This window comes from Seonamhaeicola algicola, assembly GCF_007997385.1.
Taxonomy (GTDB): domain Bacteria; phylum Bacteroidota; class Bacteroidia; order Flavobacteriales; family Flavobacteriaceae; genus Seonamhaeicola; species Seonamhaeicola algicola.
Genome location: NZ_VOSC01000007.1, coordinates 1 through 17757, shown reverse-complemented (window position 1 = coordinate 17757; position 17757 = coordinate 1). Strand labels below are relative to the sequence as shown.

Sequence of the window (17757 nt, the reverse complement as noted above, 5' to 3'; positions counted from 1 at the left end):
AAAATTCACTCTATTTTTTTGCTATAGTTGCAAATTGAAGATAAAACATATCAAAAGCTGTAAAGAGAAATAAAATATTTAAGAAATAGGGTTTGATAGATTTTGTTTTATTAATTCCTTTATGATGAACTATTGAATATCCTGCATTCATGTACATTCTTTTAATTGATTTTGATGTAAAAAACCTTAGGTGAGTGTAATCCATAACGCCAGATTTAGCATATTTCCAATCTTTTTTAAATAAAAAGTTATACATCGCACTATGATATCTAACATTAGGTATTGAGCTAATTACTACTCCATTTTGTTTTAATTTAATTTTTATTTCTTTTAAAATGGTGTCAGGGTATGATACGTGCTCAAGTACATCATTAAAATAAATAACATCAAAATAGTTATCAGGTAGCTTATCAATAGCATCTTCAACTTTCTTATTAATAACTTTATCAAGTTTTTCGCTTGCAATATTAGCTTCGTTACTCATAAGCTCAACACCCCATACTTCTATTTTTTTACTATTCTTAATACTATTAGCAAACGTTCCATTTCCGCATCCAATATCTAGTACAGTTTTTATGTTTGGAGGAAGAAGTTTTTGCATTTCTGTTCTTGAGTTTTCATAATAGCCTTTATTTTTATTTTCGTATTTCATAAATTAAGTTTGGTTATTTAGCGTATTAATTTCAAATTTATTTTTTAAAAAGTTTAGAGTCATTAACATTCTAAATATACAGGTTTTTAGTTTATATGTGTATTACAACTATTATGGATGACTTTTTTTGTTATTATTAGATTTTATTTAAATCTTGATTTAAGTTGTTTCAAGACATATGTAAGCATATTTTTTACTGCCTCTATTCTTTTTATAAAATTTTAAGATAATAATGTTTGATAAACATACTTGTAGTTAGTTTCAAATCTGCAGTAATATCCTGATGGCATTTCTTTTTCTCTTAATTTCATTAATTTATCATACTCACAATTTCAAGCGCTTTAAACCATGGAGGCAGTTTTCAAGTTATTGCGGACTGGCACCATTTGAATATAGTTCAGGAACAAGTATTCACAGACGTAAAAAATGTCATTATCTAGGAGATAGGAAAATGAAAAGTTTATTGAGTATGGCTAGTATTTCTGCCATACTGCATGACCAAGAACTAAGGTTGTATTATAAATCTAAAGTAGCTGAAGGAAAACCTAAAATGGTTACTTTGAACAACGTTAGAAATAAACTTTTAGCTAGTGCTTTTGCTGTTGTAAAAAGAGGAACACCTTATGTGTTATTGAAACAATATGCAGCTTAAATAAAAATTTAAAACAGTTTGGATTTTATCTTGGAATACGTATGAGAATAGTTGCGGATTTTAAGCATCTACTTTTCAGATAGCAATGTACTTTATTTAAACGAAAAAACGGTTCAAGTACAAAACCTGAACCGCTATTGCATATAACCTTGTTGTAGCACGTTATTTATAATATCTCTAGTGTATATTCACTCAGTTTTAATTGTCCTTTTTCTTCGATTAGTGTCCAGTTTGTAATATTACTTAATGTCATTTTCCCCATTTCTTTGATTTCTCCTTCAAAGTTCAAAACAAAAGTTACTTGGAATTCTTTATCAGATTTAGATACAGAAATATTTGATGGAGTATGTACTGAATAATTTTGGCTTTCTTTTTGAGCTATCAAAAATGCTTTTAATCCAGCTTTGTCCTTTACCTCATTGCCTAAAATATTTATTTTTAATGTGCTACTGCTGGTAAGTTCCATTAATCCATCCGCATCACCTGCATCAATATTTGCAAACCAATTATGTACAAACGCTTTGGCATCTGTAAAGGAAAAATTACCTTTTTTTGTGCTGTTGATGTTTTCTGTTGTACTTGCTGTTGGTGTTCCTTGAAGAACTACTTTATACGCAACAACCTTCTTTAAATTTCCACTTGGGTCTAGTTTGGTCTTTAGATTGGTAGCTAAACGCATTCTACCAATAAAATTCATCTGTACGATATTTCCATCTGCTTGTAAAGCGTGATAAGTATGCGGACAGATGATTTCATAATTATTTTCATCAATTTTATATACCGATATTTCATTGATTATATGTGTAGATTCTTTGACGTATGAAAAAGTTTGTTCTGCATATTTGACTAGCTCATCTACACTATTTAAAGTTGTAGTTGGGTATACAAATTCCACCGAATCATCTGGTAAAAATGGTTTAAGTTCTTCCATACTTGTACCTTTGTCAAAGCGACTGTACCAAGCATATACAAACGATTTGATTTCGTTTTCTGTCTTTTTCTCTATTTGTTTTACATTCATTTTGTTTAATTTTTTAGTGGAGTTCTGTGCAAATACATTTAGGCTTAACAACAACCCTCCGATTAATACTATTGATTTATACATTTTACAATTGTTTTAATTGATAGTACAAAAGTCGGTCAGGGAAACATACTTTCACTTGTCAAATGGCAAGAAATAAAAAATGGCCATTTTTTTAAAGAGAAGCAATTGCTTTTCTAATTCTACTTAATGAATAAGGTGTCATACCTAGATATGAAGCTATATGGTTCAATGCAGCTCGTTGAGCTATACTTGGGTAAGAGTTGATGAATTTTAAATATGCACTTTTTGAATCTATATTAATTAAACTGCGTTGAAAGTTAGTTTTTTTGATTAAAACTTCGTTTAATATTTTTTGAATTGTATTTTCCCAATGTGGAATTTCCTGAGAAAACAAATCCCAAGATTCCCTGCTTATCAATATGATTGTGCAATCGGTCTCTGCCTGAATACTACCAGCACTTGGCGAAAATTCAAAAAAACTGGTGGCGTTTCCCACAAATTCGTTTTCTGCCATAAAGTGAGCGGTAATTTCCTCACCTTCTGTATTGTAAAAAAAGTATCGAAACACTCCTGAAATAATCAAACCAATTTGATTGCTTCTATTTCCACTTTGTATAAAATAATCCTTGGCTTTGTAGCTGACTTGTTCTGTGTGTTCATCCAATAACTTTTTTTCATTTTCAGTTAGTATTTTGTGTTGATTTACAAATTCGGATAAATTCATTAATTTTTTTTGGTTTTAATGTGCTACAACGATGATTATAAGAAACGTAGGGCAGAGGGTTAGCACTAACTCCGTGTTTATAACTAAGCCAAATATAATAATTTTGCTTATCTTAAATATTGAAACACCAAATTTTATATTTGGTGACTTGGTACAAAAGCGTAGGACATTTAGTTACACACCAAATGTCCTACGCTTTTTTATAAAGTGTTACCTGCTGGATTTTTGCAACCTTAATCAGGGTCTACATACTTGTTAGAGTTATTTGATTGATAGTTTATGGAATTAGAATAACATAATCTTGAATTACCAACCAATCATTTTTAATTTTTACTAAAGAATAAAAATTCTTTAATGTCGGTTTACCGGGGCTTGTAAGAGTTACTTTTACAGTAGCCATATTTTTTTCGATAAACTGAAAATCTTCATAATTAGCAGTTCTTTCATATCCTCCAAATTTTTTAGTATCTATAAAAGAAACATAAGTTGACTTATCAAGAATAGAGGTCTTACTTTTTTTATTATCATATAAAACTACTCTAAAGTCACTATGCAGATGTGGCTTTAATTTTACAACATCATTAGTGTCTCCAGCATCTATATAAGATTCTATTGTCGATTTCACATCGCTTATAGCACTATCTTGTGCGCTAGATTGGCAAGATAGTAGTGTAAAGATCATTAAAAAGGCTAAAATTCTTGTTTTCATAATTTTAAATTTATTTATTAAAGTTAGCTAGACAACTAAAAACATAAAATTAGCTATCTAAATTTTTTTGAATTTTTTTTAAAATATTTTCAATACTTTCTTTTTCTTTTTCAGACAATTCGTTTAAACCTTTGAAACGAATTGTCTCAATAGTGGGGTATAGGTTATTGATCATTGCTTTTCCTTTTTTGGATATATTTAGTTCAACTTTTCTAGAATCTGTAGAGGAAGGTGTTTTTGTAATAAATCCTTTTTTTTCTAAATGATTTACCATTCTTGAGATGGTTGGTTTATCTTTTACAAGTTTTTCTCCAATATCAATTTGATTAGTAGATTCATTTTCATTTATTACGTTCAATACTAACCATTGTTCTATTGTAATGTCAATTCCTTGAGATTTAAGTATATTTTGTCCATATTGTCTAATCCGTCTTGCGGTAAGCTCTATTTGGAAGTAAGTGTTATTATTAATCATGATGCAAGTATACAATAAAATAGTTAGCTAAACAACTATTTTTTATTTTTACGTAAAACAATTATGTATTGTGTACAACGGATTTGTATAAACGTCAGTTTGGGAGAAAACGGCAGAGCCTTTTCGACCCTTAACTGACATTGGATTAAAGGTACTGATTTTCGGTAGAAAATCAGCCCAAATTGCGTTTATGCGTTGTTGTGCTTAGTTTTTATGTTTAAAATACTTCTTGAATATCTTGGAATAATTGTCAACAATTTTTTTTCTCACTTGGAGGAAGTGATTTTTTTTCTTTAACTCCAATTTCAATAATACCATATATTAAGATATCATATGCTTTTCTTTCTTTAATGAACGAGTGGGGAATTGCATATAGAATATAAAATAAATCTGTGTCTAATTGTTCCTCGAGTAGAAAATGTAATTCAGTAGCTTCTTTTATGGTTAATTCTCCAAAAATCCATTTTTTACATAATTTTACAGCTCTTTGTATTTCATTCTCAGGGAATGGTTCTGGTACAATCCAAACACCATTTGGGATACCATATTCCGATTGAAGTTTTTTCCCTTTTAGATCAACTAATAAATCATCCCATTCCTCTTCATTTTCAAATAAATCATCTGAGGTATACCAATTATGATATTCTTCCTGAAAAAGAAAAATACTTTTAATTCTGTTTTCTAAATCTAAAAAATACTTAGTCTGTTTATTTTCACTTAGTCTTTTTAAACTATTTATTTTTTGAATTAACTGTTCTTTTGATTTTACGCTAATTCCTGTTTTCTTCTCTATAGAATTTATTACTTTACTTAATTCAGATGGTTTTACAGATACAGCTAATTTATCCACTAAAAGAGGAGAGAAATTATATACTTCTTTAGGTGTAACATCTAACCAAACAGGCAATATTAATGTCTCATTTAATATTATCTCTTTATTGAGTAATGCTTCTAACTCCTTTTTTGTCCAGCTTTTTTTGAAGAAGTTTTTACTTAATATTATTATACCGTATAGTGAGTTTTTTATTCCTTTAGAAATACCTTCTACAAGAGAATCACCCAAACCCAATGAAAATTCATCATACCAAATATTATATCCTCTATTGGTTAATTCTTCTGCTAGTGGTCTAACAAATTCAGGTTTATCTTCAGAAGCATGGCTTATAAAAAAATCATATTTGTTTTCTTTCATTTTTATAATTAAGCCCAAGTATTTGTATATGAATAGTTGCGATTTTGAGTGTAAGATTTTCAGGATGAAAATCGGTCGATTGAATCGCAGCTATCCATTTGTTTTTAGTTCTAAATTTAGCAATTATTTATATACGTTGTAGGCAGTAGTTTTTTGTATCAGGAAATATTGAGATGTCAAATTATGAGTTTTTCCATTAAATTCAATTTCTGGTTCAGTTTTCTCAATTCTTTCTATAATTTTAAAATTAGTTTGTTCAATTAAAGACTCAAAATCCTCATTTCTGTACTCCTTGAATCCGTATTGGGTAAAATCCAGTGTTTGCCCATTTATAAAAGGTCTAAATGAAACTATTAATATTCCCTTTTTCTTTAAGACTCTATAAACTTCTTCGAGTGCTTTTATTGGATTTTTCCAAAAGTAGATGGTGTTAACTGTACATATTTTATCAAATACTTCATCCCAAATAGGTATTTCCTCAATGTCTGCATTAAATAAATCTACGTATCCTGTCTCAATTAAAGGCCTATTAATTCTTTTTGCTTCGGTTATCATGGTCTCAGAAATATCAATTCCGGTATAGGATACACCAGAAGTATTGTCTAGAATATCCTTAATGAATTTACCGTTTCCAATTCCAATTTCTAGAACAGTATCATTATCATTTATTTTTAACAATTCATAAGTTGTTTTACTTATAAATTCATTCATTGTATTCATGCCCAATGCAATATCAATTCCAAATTGTCCTGATGGATTGGCTAACTGTTTTGATACTTTTTCAAAATTCATTCAGCAATTTATTCTGGCGTTTCGGAAAATGTTAAAATAAAACCGTTCAAGTCCATTATTGCGAACTCATTGGTGCCGTAAAATGTTCTGTTCATAGGTTTTATGATGTTAACTTCTTTAGGTAGTTGATTGAAATATTTATTTATGTCTTTTACTCTAATGTAAAAAGTCAATGCACCTCCAATTTTTAAAGATGCCATTTCTTTATACTCGGTTTTTAATGATTTTTCCTCTTGGAACATCATTCCTACATTATCTAACATAACATAACCCCATTCATATTCACCTGATTCGGGATTAGTATCTATTAATGTAAAACCTAACTTTGTTGCGTAATAATCTAAAGTTGCATTTACGTCTTTAACCATTATGTTTGGTGTAAGAGATTCTAATTTTGCCATATTATTTTTAGTTTGAGAATAAGATTTAGTAGACCAACTAATGAGAACTACCATCAAAAAATATTTCATGATTGTTTTATGGCAAATGTATAAGTTAAGAAGGTGTCATGTATTGTAAAAAAACGACAAGATTATAATTCTGAAGGATTTACTCCTGACATTTTTTTTATTTCTTTGGATAGGTGAGCATGGTCAAAGTAACCATTATCAAATGCTGTGTTTAATAAACTTAAGTTGGGATTTTTTGCAATACAATCTTTGACTTTGTTAAAACGGATTATAGAATGATATTCTTTCATAGTAACTCCGATTGTTGCTTTAAAACGCCTTTCTAATTGTCTCAAACTTATATAATGATTTTTAGCTATTTTGTTCAAGTCTAACTCTCTATAGTTTAATTGGATTGATTGACAAACGGAGTGTTCCAATTTGTTTGGTGTTAAATCTGACCAATTTATTTCAGCTAATAAAAATTTATTGATTATTTGGACTTTTTCCCAATGATGCTTTTTTTCAACTAATTCATCTAAAAACGAATTGTTAAGTTTAAAGAATAAGTCTGATGCATTTATGGTAGTGTTTTTTATTTTTGAAAGAGGAATATTCGAGATAGCATTAAATTGTCCTGTTTTAAATCTTATACCTAGTGTTTCTGAATTTTTTCTTGATATTACTTTTTTAAACTTTGTCATCATTCCTGAAATTCTAATTTCGTTTCCTGAGTTCAAATGCTTTTGTTTGTCAAGGTCAAAAACAATATCGACATATCCATCAGGCAAGATTCTAGACTCAATTTCTTTTCCATAGTTTGTTGCTATCCAAATGGTATCAACAATTGAATTCAAATTTTCAGATGGTATGTATTCTTTATAGATCACTCTAATTACTGCCAACGGTCTCGTATAACCGTCAGTTACGGGTTAAAGTACGCAAATTTTTCGGTTTGGCACAGACGTTAGCAATTCCGAGTGGATTCGGACGTAGTCGAATCCGCCGTAATTGCGGTTATACATTGTTGGCAACTGGCTTTATTCATTTTATTATTTCGGTTAGATAGACAATTCCGAATATCCAACCAACATAGAGTAGAGTATAAGTCAGCGAATAAACTGCTGAAATTCCAATATCTCCTTTTGTGTCTTTTGATTTATTAAAAACAAATTTTAATGCTCTAAAGAAAATCCAGTAGAGCATTGCTAAAAGTATAAAAATTGAAAACCAAAAAACAGCCTCCAAGACGATTAGAAGTATAATTATCAAAATTGTCATTCCAATCCATAAGAGTATTGATAAAATCAAACCGCCAATTCCATCTCCAACCTCAATTGAAGGTGTGTCAAAAGTCGGTGAAGCACTTCCCATAATATCTCCTCTCTTAAAATTCCGAAATTTTGGAAAATTGTCAATCAGTCCAATTCCGGTATAAAGTCCATAAGTCATAAACAGAAATAACGCTGTCGCTATAATTCCAAGTGACAAATAAAGATTAGAAGTCAAACTCCGATTGTAATTTATTCCAGTCAGATAAACAGTCAGAACTGTGATTCCGATTACAAGTAATGAAACTATAAAAACAGATTTTCCTCTTAGATATGGTTGTTTGGTTTTCAATTCAGAGCGTTTTGTTCAGCTTGTTGCCAACGGTCTCGTATAACCGTCAGTTACGGGATTAAAGATAATGATTTTCGGTTAAGAACTGGCGTTAGCAATTCCGAGTGGATTCGGACGTAGTCGAATCCGCCGTAATTGCGGTTATACATTGTTGTAAGGCGTTTTTTCAATCAGTTGGTATATTATGTCAATGTCATTTTTCTTATTCTCAACATTTTTTTTTCGCAATTCTGTATGGCAAATAAGTTAAAAATCCCACTAAGGTTGTTAATATTATTGGTCCCATTATCATACTTCCATCTATATGTTTTGCATCTGAAGAGAATAGAATTAATAATATTTCAAGAATAGCAATAAACATTAATAACGAATAAATTCCGAAAATCATAATTCTCAAAATAAATGGAATTACTTCCATTCCTTGAATTGTTGTTTTGACTTTCAGTTTATTATCTTTTGATTGAAATTCAGATTTTACAGTTGCAAAATTATTCGCAAAAGAATTGTCTAAAGTGAATCTTTCTCGGATTTTGAAACTCTTTGAATTAATATCTCCAATATATTTTTTGTTTTCAGATTTTATGATGTCAAGCATTATTAAAAGAGGTGAGTAGTATCCTTTTTGAGTCATTTGTCTGAACTCACTTATAAAGACTTGTTTTTCAACATTTAGTTCTCTTTCAAATGTCTTAATTAATTTATATTTTTCTAAAATTCTATTAATTCCCATTCAGTTTCTCAAATGCCTTACAACGGTTTTGTGTATGGTTTCGTTGCGTGAAAATCCGCGAGGATTTTCAGATTAATAAACCAAGATAGTACATTTGCGAGGAAATTCCGATTAGGAATTTCAGAAGCAATGAACTATACACGTTGTTAGCATACGTTATTATTCAGATGCTGATTGTTTAATTAAATTTATACATTCGGAATAGTCGTTCTTTTTTAGGATTATAATTGTCAAAGAATGAGACAGCTTTATTGTTTGCACTATTTGTAAGTTCTACAAAAACTACCATTTCCAATCCTTTTTCATTTGATTGATATAGCCAAAGAGATTTTCATTATTTACTTATGTCTCGATTTTTTCTACTGCATTTCTGTAATATTCCCTATTATTCTCAAAGAAGGATTTGAAATCAGATTTTTTATAAAATCAAAGCTGTGTTTTGCTATAAGTGTATGAATTTGTATGGTTTGGGGTGCTAATTAAGTAAGGGGGTCTTGAAGCAGAGGGGAGTACGTAGGGTTTTGCTTTGTCATTATGCTATGCTCGTGTTGTTGGGTGTGTGTTGTTTTTTAGATTACAAAAAAAAATTCAATGGCCACAAAAGGTTGCTTTTTGTAGCCATTGAATTTATAGTTTGTTAGCAAACGTTGTTTATTGTTTTATGAATTTGATTGTGTTTTCGTTGTCAAATATCAAAATGTAAAGTCCGTTAGTAAAGCTTCTAATATCAATTTGTTCATTATTAGATATAACGCCACTTTTAATTTCAGCACTTAATGTATTATAAATACTGTAGGATTTCTTTGATTTTAGGTTAGTGATTTGGATAAATTCACTTGATGGATTAGGAAATATATCTATTTTTTTTCCTGATTCAAGTTCATTTACACTTAACGTTTGGTCCGTTGAACGTGTATAACTAAATCCACCACCAGTACCTCCAGCCGACCAAGATGTGAATGTAACGTCTATATATATATCATCTGTGATTAAGTGTAAAACCATTGGCCCATTAAGAATATTATCTCCAACATCATTATTAAGTGTTCTAACAAATCTATCAAAAGTTAAAGTTGATACTCCATCAGAAATCGAACCCAATGCCCACTCTGTATCTGCTGGTGAGAGAGTAGTGTTAAAATTACCTACCTGACCAGTTTCAGAGGCGATATTAAAAAGGCTTTGGAATCTTTTCTTGTAAGCCATACATTATTTGTAATTCTATCCTGATTAGCTTCCAAGTTCCAATCAGCATAATTTGCTTTTGTAACAGTAATAGAAGGTCCTGTCCATTCAGTTTGCGAGTATATCTGATTAAAATTGAAAATAAGAATTGTCGTTAAAATGTAAATTTGTTTCATGAGAAAAATTATTTAATGGTTAATATTGGGGTTTGGTGTTTGCTAACGGTCTCGGCTATGGGCAGTTGGGGCTTTTAACCCCTGACTCTTCGGATTAGCTTTGACCTTGTTTTATGTTTATAATTTCGTTTTATCACTATCGCCCCAATTGCCTATAGCCATTGTTGCCCACAGTATTTTTAGTCGTCTATAAATTCAATCGCTTTTTCAAGTACTTCGTCTTTACCTTGAATTATTCCTTGAATAGTTGGTTCTATTTCAACATCCACTTTTACGCCTTTTCTTTGTGCTTCGGTTTTATCAGGATAAAAAATGCCTATTCCTGATATCTTCGTTTTGTATCCACCAACCATATTAAATTTACTTACATTTCCGTCAGCACCCGAAGTTTGACTGCCAATCGTAGTAACATTATCTCCTGTTTGCAGGCACATTGCGGTAAATTCTGCGTGACTTTGAGACTTTTCATTGACTAACAATATGACTTTACCTTTATATTTCAATTCTCCATTTTTACCACATCTTCTTCCATCACGCCAAATAAATTTTCCAGGATAGTCTAAATCTGGATAAGTTACTTTGTAAAAGTCTCTTTGAGTTGATGTCAAGTAATTTGATATTGAGTAAAGAGTTCCTTTTGGGTAATTTCTTACATCAAAGATTATTGCCTTAGTTGCCATAAGACTGTCCATAATGTTGGGTACTTCCTTTATCTTGATTGTTCCCATATTCACATATCCAATATTCCCATCAAGTATTTTAAACTTATCGTTCTCTTTTTTCCATTTATAATTGAATTCCTTGAATTTATATCGTTTTATTGTCTTTGTCTTAGTTTGGTTGTTTCTAATAAACTCTATGCGGACAGAGTCAGATGAGCCGTTAAATATTGAATAATACGAGTTCCCTTTTTTTCTTGACATGTTTGAGCCGTAAATATATTTTTTATTTTGATTAAAAATTGTTTCAACTTTTTGGTTATTTATCGTTGTAATAATATCTCCAACTCTTAAATCATCATACTTGGCTAAAGAATCATTATAAAATCCAGTTATTATGGCTTTGCCATCGATAAGTTTAAATTTTGCTGGAATCCAATGATAGCCGAAAAAAGTATTCGTTTTGTCTGTTACAAAACTTGCGTGACTATCGTCAACTTTTACGATTAGTTCAAGCATAGCAAGATGAAAATCTATTTCATTTTTTGGATTTGAAAACTTAGGAATCATTTCTTGTAAAACTTTGTCCCAATTTGTATCGGTTTGGTATTTGTATGGAAAGAAATACTCAATAATATTCCAATACCTAAATAAAGTTAGCAATCGTAAGTTTTCGTTTTGCCAGTCGAAATCTTTGTACTCAATTTCGTTTGTGACCTCAATATTCCCAATTCTCTTACTTGCAACAGTAACATAGTGTTTGTTCCCTTGATGCCTATTGATTTCAATATGTCTTAATTTGTCCGATAGTTCTTTTGTAAATAAATCTTCATTGTTTATCCATTTTAAGTTGAAGTTTTTATTGAAGTAGTCGTATTCTTTAGTTTTCTGACACTTTTTACATTTTCTGACTTTACCAAACTTATCAATCCATTTAATATAAAGTTCTGATAGTTGTTCTATATTATCACAACTATGAACCTTAGGCAAAATTGTAAAAAGTTCTTCATCCCAATTGTATTTTCCATTAGCTATTTCAGGATGATAGTATTTTAAAAATCCCCAAACTTTAGCAACTGATTCTAATTTTTCAGTTTCGGATAGTTTTTTTTGTGAAAACAAATTGTTCCCACAAATCAAAAGTAGTATTATAAATATCGTTTTTCTCATATTGTGGGCAACGGTTACGTATAAGAATAGTGTGGTTTTGTGTGCGAGGATTTTCCGAAGGAAAATCAGACGTAACAAAAGCGTACTAACCTTTGATTAAGCACTAAACTAAGCATTATTTTTATACAATGTTGTAACACGTTTTTATTTATTCAATTGTTTTTTTGTTCTTTCTCTCATTAATAAAAAAGTCAGAATTACAATAATTCCTATTCCGACAACTAATAATCCGTATTTGAATAATCCTGTTAGAAAAAAGGTTGGAAATCCACCATAACGACCTTTTTCAGATATTTGAACGAGTTCAGATATGATGGTAGAATTCTCCAATAAAAAATAGCAGACAATACAGATTAAACTAATAATGTAAAGTCTCACAATTTTTAAATTCTTTTTATGCATCAGTCATTATTCTTTTTCATTAAGATACTTCAAAAGGTCAATCAGATGCTGTTCCGAGTGAGTTTTCATAGAAAAATTGAATTCCCAAAGAGCATCCATTTCACTTGTATTCTCCATTTTCCATTTAACAACTAATAAGTCTTTTATTATATCAGATAGGTCATCTATAGAGTCTCCAATTCCAATTTCCACATACGGTTCCATTTTGTTTAAATCCAAAACAGTACTATACCAATCTAAATCTGTAAAATTAGATTTGACATTTTCTTTTATCTCATTATAATTAAATTCAGGTGAGTCATCATAATCCGTCTCATCTAATTCAAATTCCACATTTAGATATTCCGAGTAAATTCCAACTAACAGTTTTTTAAGGACATCAGTTTTGTCGGTCAATTCCACTTTTGGATTAATTCCAAATTCCGTGATTTTGTCTATTAATTCTCTTAAGTTACTCAATGTTTCTTGGTTTGGTCAAATGTGTTACAACGGTTTCGTATAACCGTCTTTTACGGGAAAGTTAGCGAATTATTTCGGATTTAGCACTAGCAATAGCAATTCCGAGTGGATTCGGACGTAGTCGAATCCGCCGTAATTGCGGTTATATATTGTTGTACACTGTGCTTATTTTTTAATTCTTATAATTTCCTCACGAATTCTGTTATATTCTTCAAATTCAAGAGAATAATCGTCGATATTTTTTCCGTCTGGTAATGAAATTCCGATTACTTCGTGATGCTCATAAAATTTCATTATTGTCAGAAACTGGTTTTCTTTTTCAGAAAAGTAATATTTATAATCAAAAATTTCTTTGTTTTTTGGATTACCTTCAATCCATTTATCCGATAATTTATATTCAATCGTCTGATAGTAAAAGTGAGCATTCGCTGACAACCTTAACATCCTAATTTTATCAGAGAAAAAGTGTGTTTGCGCATTAAGGTTTGAGTTAAAATGATAAAAATAAAGTCCACGAATAATCTTTTCAAAATATTTGTCCCAATTAATGGCATTTTCACGAAACATAGTTTCTCCCTCTGTAGTTGTGAATTTACTTGTTACCAAATCGATTGCTAAACCTCTACTTTCTTTTCGTTTTAAACCTCGGATAGTTTTATCGTCAAAATGTTTTTTAGCTATTTCAGATTCTCCACCCATCAAAGTCATATGAAACCTCATTCTTTCATCAATTTTCGAAAAATCTTGATTATGATTTGAACAAGACCTTACTGTAATCAAATTATTTCTATGACCTTTTGGAAATAACCCTTTTGGTGGAATATGTTCATCTCCAACTGCTGGATTTGAACACCAATAACAAATGTCTTTAGTATTCATAAAGTTTTATTTCGGCATTGTGTACAACGGTCGCGGCTATGAGTAGTTGCGTGGGTTAGTACTAACTTTTGCAAGTACACACCAAACTGAAAATCCGTGAGGATTTTCAGAAGTAGGCGAGTAGAAGCAATTAATTATAGCCATTGTTGTGCGTTCGGCTTTTTTAATAAATTCGTCTCATAAATCTTTTATCATCGTCGTTATGCCACTGAACTTTATAGGTATTTCCGTTTACTTGGTCCAATAATATAAAGTTATACATATTATCCGTAGGGTAAAGGTTAAACCTTCCGTTCATTTCTTCTTCTGGTAGTACAAGTGAGTATGAATTTATACTCAATGTGCCTTCAAAACTATCTTTAGAGATTGAGAAGTGCACTTGCCATATTTTTCCGTTTCGGGTGTTCAATTTAAGTGAAGCCCAAGTATTTTCCGTTGGAAATAATTTATAAATAGGAACTTCCAATTGTTGAATTTTAGTCTTTTTTTCGACCTGCTTTTCGATTTCTTGCACAGGGCTTATACTATCTTGTTCTATTTGTCCATATGAATTAATAGCAGTTAAAATCAGAAAAGAGAAAAGTATAAATTTATTCGTATTCATATTTTTTATTTTATGTGCTTTTCTTTTTGTCAGCTGACGCACAACGGTTCGTATATGAAAAGTTGCGTGTTTGTGAGCGGCGATTTTCCGAAGGAAAATCGGAAGCAAGCAAACGAGCAACTCCAATTAGATTAAGCTAAAAGTAGCAATTTTTTATATACATTGTTAGTTTTAGTGCTTTTTATTTGGTTAAAAATCAGTCCGCAAAAAAATCGGTATTGTTTTATTTTTTTCAAGTTTTTGAGTAAAATTCCGCAGCGTAATTCAATTCCGCAAACTTGCTCCAATTTGTTTGTTTTTTTATTCAGCAGAGTGGAAGTCCGCCGCAATTTTGTTTAGCTTTTTTTATTCGGTAATATTTGTCAAATTCCGCACAGTTTTTCATTTGCGTTTTGAGTTTTCATTCCGCAAAATTTTTCGATTCGGCAGCATAGTTTTTCTGAATTATCTGTCTTAAAATTCAAAAAAAAAATCGAGACTCAACACCAGGCTTTTGTCTGACCGCAAACTTGCTCAAGTATTGAAACTAACGGTCTCGTATAACCGTCAGTTACGGGATTAAAGTTACTAATTTTCGGTTAAGCACTGACGTTAGCAATTCCGATTGGATTCGGACGTAGTCGAATCCGCCGTAATTGCGGTTATACATTGTTGGCAATAGTTCTTTTTTTCAAACCATAAAGCTGGTTCAAACCCATAAATAAAACTATAAGAGCGACAATTGCTATGAGGACATTTCCAGTTTTTGAAATATTTAAAGGTTGAAAAATAAGAATGATAGTACTGCCTAAAACCCAAGTAAAATCTTGAATAATAATCCAGATAACCGCTAGTTTTCTTTGCCGCTTAATTTCATACCAAATGGTTAGGGAAAAATAAATTAATACCAACCCAAAAACCAAAAAAATAGTATTGTTTTTCGTACCGAATAAATTTGAAATTTGTATGTTAAATAAAAACAATACCAAACCTGATATGCCTGAAAAAAGAGCGTTTATTTTTAACGCTTTTTGTAGTTTATTCATTTTGTCTCGAACTTTTGTTGTTGGAAAAGTAATAGGGGATTTTGTAGAGAATTGTCTATTCTCCCATCTGTTCGTAAACCTTGCGCCATTCACTGGCATCATAAATTAGGTGTGATTCTTTAATTTTTCCGTTTTCTATTCTAAACCATTCTGTTCCAAAGTTACTTTCCAATCCAGGTATTGATGATTTAAATTCATAAAAGGCGGCCAACCAGTCGCCATTGTCGGCTACGTGAATTACATTTACCCCTGTTAATACTTTTCCCATTTCTTGTGCCAAGGCAATAAATTCTTTTTTAGAATTCAATTCGACCATTGGATTTTTAAATTTATAGTCATCTGCCAATAAAGCTATTGATTCTTGAATCAGTTCAGGGTTATTAAATCCATTTAAAAACTTTGTTACAATTTCTTGATTTGTCATAGTATTTCTTTCCTTTTGTTGGGCATAAGTATTAATAGAAAATATTGTTATTCCTATTATCAATGCGTGTTTAATTAATCTCATATTTTTTTAATTATTAATGAGACAAAGTTCAGAATTGTAAGTGTTTTAAATCTTGGTAAAAACCAAGATTTTTAGATTTTGGTTGAATTGATTAGTTTACTGAAGTTTGTAGGGTCTATTCGTAAATATGAAGCGATATCTTTTTGTGAAACCATATTTATCAAATGTGGGCTTCTTTTTGCAAATTTTTTAAAACGAGTTTCTGTATTGAAAGCCATTAGTTGGTGATGTCTTTCTATAATACCTATTCAAAATTGTTCTGTGATTATTCTGAATAAGGTTTCAAGTTCTCTATGTCTTTCTATTAATTGGGAATGTTTAGTATAAGGTATTCGTAAAAAAGTGCTGTCCGTGATTGTTTCAAGATAGTATTTGGAAGGTGTCTGTGTAAGAAAAGATTCTACTATCCCGCTAAATGATGGTGTATATGCAAAAAACATAACGTGCTGTTTTCCTTCATTTAAGTAGTATGATTTTTGAATTCCATCTTTTACAAAATAGAGATATTGTTCGGTTCTATCACATTCAGTAATTATTGATTTTTTTCGAACTGAATATTCCGACCAATGTGAAATGTATTCTTTTAGAATTTCTTCGCTGATATTATAAAATGATGATAAGTATTTTTTCAAGCGTGTATCTAATTATTGCCAACGGTCTCGTATAACCGTCAGTTATGGGTTTGTATGCGTTAATTTTCGGTTTAGAACTGGCGTTAGCAATTCCGAGTGGATTCGGACGTAGTCGAATCCGCCGTAATTGCGGTTATACATTGTTAGCAAACGTTTTTTTATTTCCATTTTGTTCTTAACTCAGTTCCGATTGGGAACTTTTTTGGTGTAAAATCATACATATAGGTCATTCCAAAACTTCTGTTAGTCAAAACAGAATCGACCTCGATAAAAAACTCGCCATCTTTTGTTTCCAAGGTCAGCCTATTATTCATTCTGTCATTTTTTCCTTTGTCCAATTCTATTAACCAAGAGATATTTTCTTCATCGTTTGGGGCAACAACTTTTTTGATGTATTTAATTTTCGCAGATACAGGTTCTTTTAAAAAATAACTTTGCCATTTTTCAGGTATTTGTTTTAAATCAAATTCAGACGTAATTGAATCTTTGGTTTTTCTAACTAAATACATTCCACTCGTTTCTGGTTCTAAACCACTGTTTATATAGTCCGCAAATCGGATATAGTCATTTTCTTTTTCCAAACTCCAACCAAAATCAAAGAATTCTGAAAACAGATATTCATTATTTTCCCATTTTATAACTTGAAATTCCGTTTTGATTTTTAATGAGTCAATTCCATAATTTATTTTGGTTGTTTTCGGTTTTGATTCCATATCCTCAGGATATTCAATAAATTCAATTCTTTCGGGATTCAAGGTCAGTTTCAGACTGTCCATTTTATATGTTCCGAATACTTTTTTCCTTTCTCCGCCACCAAAGCAACTGAATAGATAATTTTCGTTAATAAAACGTCCATCACTTAATAAGTCCAGTTGAAGCCCATTATTAAATCCGTTATACCCATATCTCATTGTGTCTATTTTCTGCGAATCAAATTCTTGGTCATTCGATTTGGTTTTATTATCCGAACAACTAAAAATGAAAATCAATATGAGAATTTGAATATATTTCACGGTTTTTATCAAATGTTTGCTAACGGTTAAGGCTAGGCTTTGTGCGGGAAGAAAATCGGCCA

General features: G+C 30.6%; 21 protein-coding genes. 1 reads left to right on the top strand and 20 read right to left on the bottom strand.

Annotated elements, in window-relative coordinates; genetic code table 11:
- Positions 1–10 precede the first annotated feature (10 nt).
- Positions 11–652, bottom strand: a complete 642-nt coding sequence (locus FUA26_RS01750) for a class I SAM-dependent methyltransferase (protein WP_147130835.1) — start codon at positions 650–652, stop codon at positions 11–13.
- A 283-nt stretch (positions 653–935) separates the two neighbouring features.
- On the opposite strand from FUA26_RS01750, the gene FUA26_RS01745 reads away from it, so the two are divergent.
- Positions 936–1304, top strand: a complete 369-nt coding sequence (locus FUA26_RS01745; RefSeq protein ID WP_246109049.1) for an IS110 family transposase — start codon at positions 936–938, stop codon at positions 1302–1304.
- Between the two features lie 166 nt (positions 1305–1470).
- Here FUA26_RS01745 and FUA26_RS01740 read toward each other — a convergent pair whose 3' ends face one another.
- From FUA26_RS01740 to FUA26_RS15630, 19 genes are all read right to left on the bottom strand, one after another.
- Positions 1471–2409 (bottom strand): hypothetical protein, encoded by a 939-nt coding sequence (locus FUA26_RS01740; protein WP_147130833.1) that lies wholly within the window; start codon positions 2407–2409, stop codon positions 1471–1473.
- A gap of 91 nt (positions 2410–2500) precedes the next feature.
- Positions 2501–3073, bottom strand: coding sequence for a Crp/Fnr family transcriptional regulator (locus FUA26_RS01735; protein WP_147130832.1), 573 nt, complete (start codon positions 3071–3073; stop codon positions 2501–2503).
- Between the two features lie 277 nt (positions 3074–3350).
- Positions 3351–3782, bottom strand: coding sequence for a nuclear transport factor 2 family protein (locus tag FUA26_RS01730; RefSeq protein ID WP_147130830.1), 432 nt, complete (start codon positions 3780–3782; stop codon positions 3351–3353).
- 49 nt (positions 3783–3831) lie between these two features.
- The gene (locus tag FUA26_RS01725; protein WP_147130827.1) at positions 3832–4257 is read right to left on the bottom strand and encodes a MarR family winged helix-turn-helix transcriptional regulator; all 426 of its coding nucleotides are present in this window, start codon (positions 4255–4257) and stop codon (positions 3832–3834) included.
- 250 nt (positions 4258–4507) lie between these two features.
- Positions 4508–5449, bottom strand: coding sequence for a toll/interleukin-1 receptor domain-containing protein (locus FUA26_RS01720; RefSeq protein WP_147130825.1), 942 nt, complete (start codon positions 5447–5449; stop codon positions 4508–4510).
- Positions 5450–5572: 123 nt separating this feature from the next.
- A complete protein-coding gene (locus tag FUA26_RS01715; protein WP_147130824.1) occupies positions 5573–6241 on the bottom strand; it encodes a class I SAM-dependent methyltransferase in 669 nt (222 codons plus the stop codon).
- An 8-nt stretch (positions 6242–6249) separates the two neighbouring features.
- The gene (locus FUA26_RS01710; RefSeq protein ID WP_147130822.1) at positions 6250–6642 is read right to left on the bottom strand and encodes a VOC family protein; all 393 of its coding nucleotides are present in this window, start codon (positions 6640–6642) and stop codon (positions 6250–6252) included.
- Between the two features lie 131 nt (positions 6643–6773).
- On the bottom strand, positions 6774–7520 hold the full coding sequence (locus FUA26_RS01705) for a helix-turn-helix transcriptional regulator (RefSeq protein WP_317131281.1): 747 nt from the start codon (positions 7518–7520) through the stop codon (positions 6774–6776).
- A gap of 154 nt (positions 7521–7674) precedes the next feature.
- Entirely contained in the window at positions 7675–8253 is a 579-nt protein-coding gene (locus tag FUA26_RS01700) for a hypothetical protein (protein ID WP_147130816.1), read from the bottom strand.
- A 208-nt stretch (positions 8254–8461) separates the two neighbouring features.
- The gene (locus FUA26_RS01695) at positions 8462–8983 is read right to left on the bottom strand and encodes a hypothetical protein (RefSeq protein ID WP_147130814.1); all 522 of its coding nucleotides are present in this window, start codon (positions 8981–8983) and stop codon (positions 8462–8464) included.
- Between the two features lie 651 nt (positions 8984–9634).
- Positions 9635–10189 (bottom strand): T9SS type A sorting domain-containing protein, encoded by a 555-nt coding sequence (locus FUA26_RS01690; protein WP_147130812.1) that lies wholly within the window; start codon positions 10187–10189, stop codon positions 9635–9637.
- 334 nt (positions 10190–10523) lie between these two features.
- Positions 10524–12173, bottom strand: coding sequence for a S41 family peptidase (locus tag FUA26_RS01685; protein ID WP_147130810.1), 1650 nt, complete (start codon positions 12171–12173; stop codon positions 10524–10526).
- 408 nt (positions 12174–12581) lie between these two features.
- Positions 12582–13034 carry a DUF5063 domain-containing protein gene (locus FUA26_RS01675; RefSeq protein ID WP_147130806.1) on the bottom strand — a complete coding sequence of 151 codons (453 nt, stop codon included), beginning with the start codon at positions 13032–13034 and terminating at the stop codon, positions 12582–12584.
- A gap of 165 nt (positions 13035–13199) precedes the next feature.
- Positions 13200–13913, bottom strand: a complete 714-nt coding sequence (locus FUA26_RS01670) for a hypothetical protein (RefSeq protein WP_147130804.1) — start codon at positions 13911–13913, stop codon at positions 13200–13202.
- Positions 13914–14076: 163 nt separating this feature from the next.
- Positions 14077–14379, bottom strand: a complete 303-nt coding sequence (locus tag FUA26_RS01665) for a hypothetical protein (RefSeq protein WP_147130802.1) — start codon at positions 14377–14379, stop codon at positions 14077–14079.
- 779 nt (positions 14380–15158) lie between these two features.
- Positions 15159–15542, bottom strand: coding sequence for a hypothetical protein (locus FUA26_RS01660; RefSeq protein WP_147130801.1), 384 nt, complete (start codon positions 15540–15542; stop codon positions 15159–15161).
- Between the two features lie 55 nt (positions 15543–15597).
- Positions 15598–16050: a nuclear transport factor 2 family protein gene (locus FUA26_RS01655; RefSeq protein WP_147130799.1), complete on the bottom strand. Its 453-nt coding sequence runs from the start codon at positions 16048–16050 to the stop codon at positions 15598–15600.
- A 248-nt stretch (positions 16051–16298) separates the two neighbouring features.
- Positions 16299–16682, bottom strand: a complete 384-nt coding sequence (locus FUA26_RS15880; protein ID WP_222611742.1) for a Crp/Fnr family transcriptional regulator — start codon at positions 16680–16682, stop codon at positions 16299–16301.
- Between the two features lie 158 nt (positions 16683–16840).
- On the bottom strand, positions 16841–17757 hold a 917-nt coding region (locus tag FUA26_RS15630), incomplete at its 5' end, for a hypothetical protein (RefSeq protein WP_186826831.1).

Excerpts from the sequence above, each read along its gene's own strand:
- FUA26_RS01660 (WP_147130801.1), bottom strand. The coding sequence starts at position 15,542 with ATGAATAAACTACAAAAAGCGTTAAAAATAAACGCTCTTTTTTCAGGC.
- FUA26_RS01720 (WP_147130825.1), bottom strand. The coding sequence starts at position 5,449 with ATGAAAGAAAACAAATATGATTTTTTTATAAGCCATGCTTCTGAAGAT.
- FUA26_RS01730 (WP_147130830.1), bottom strand. The coding sequence starts at position 3,782 with ATGAAAACAAGAATTTTAGCCTTTTTAATGATCTTTACACTACTATCT.
- FUA26_RS01745 (WP_246109049.1), top strand. The coding sequence starts at position 936 with ATGGCATTTCTTTTTCTCTTAATTTCATTAATTTATCATACTCACAAT.
- FUA26_RS01670 (WP_147130804.1), bottom strand. The coding sequence starts at position 13,913 with ATGAATACTAAAGACATTTGTTATTGGTGTTCAAATCCAGCAGTTGGA.
- FUA26_RS01740 (WP_147130833.1), bottom strand. The coding sequence starts at position 2,409 with ATGTATAAATCAATAGTATTAATCGGAGGGTTGTTGTTAAGCCTAAAT.
- FUA26_RS01690 (WP_147130812.1), bottom strand. The coding sequence starts at position 10,189 with ATGGCTTACAAGAAAAGATTCCAAAGCCTTTTTAATATCGCCTCTGAA.
- FUA26_RS01710 (WP_147130822.1), bottom strand. The coding sequence starts at position 6,642 with ATGGCAAAATTAGAATCTCTTACACCAAACATAATGGTTAAAGACGTA.
- FUA26_RS01715 (WP_147130824.1), bottom strand. The coding sequence starts at position 6,241 with ATGAATTTTGAAAAAGTATCAAAACAGTTAGCCAATCCATCAGGACAA.
- FUA26_RS01655 (WP_147130799.1), bottom strand. The coding sequence starts at position 16,050 with ATGAGATTAATTAAACACGCATTGATAATAGGAATAACAATATTTTCT.
- FUA26_RS01750 (WP_147130835.1), bottom strand. The coding sequence starts at position 652 with ATGAAATACGAAAATAAAAATAAAGGCTATTATGAAAACTCAAGAACA.
- FUA26_RS01735 (WP_147130832.1), bottom strand. The coding sequence starts at position 3,073 with ATGAATTTATCCGAATTTGTAAATCAACACAAAATACTAACTGAAAAT.
- FUA26_RS01685 (WP_147130810.1), bottom strand. The coding sequence starts at position 12,173 with ATGAGAAAAACGATATTTATAATACTACTTTTGATTTGTGGGAACAAT.
- FUA26_RS01695 (WP_147130814.1), bottom strand. The coding sequence starts at position 8,983 with ATGGGAATTAATAGAATTTTAGAAAAATATAAATTAATTAAGACATTT.
- FUA26_RS01725 (WP_147130827.1), bottom strand. The coding sequence starts at position 4,257 with ATGATTAATAATAACACTTACTTCCAAATAGAGCTTACCGCAAGACGG.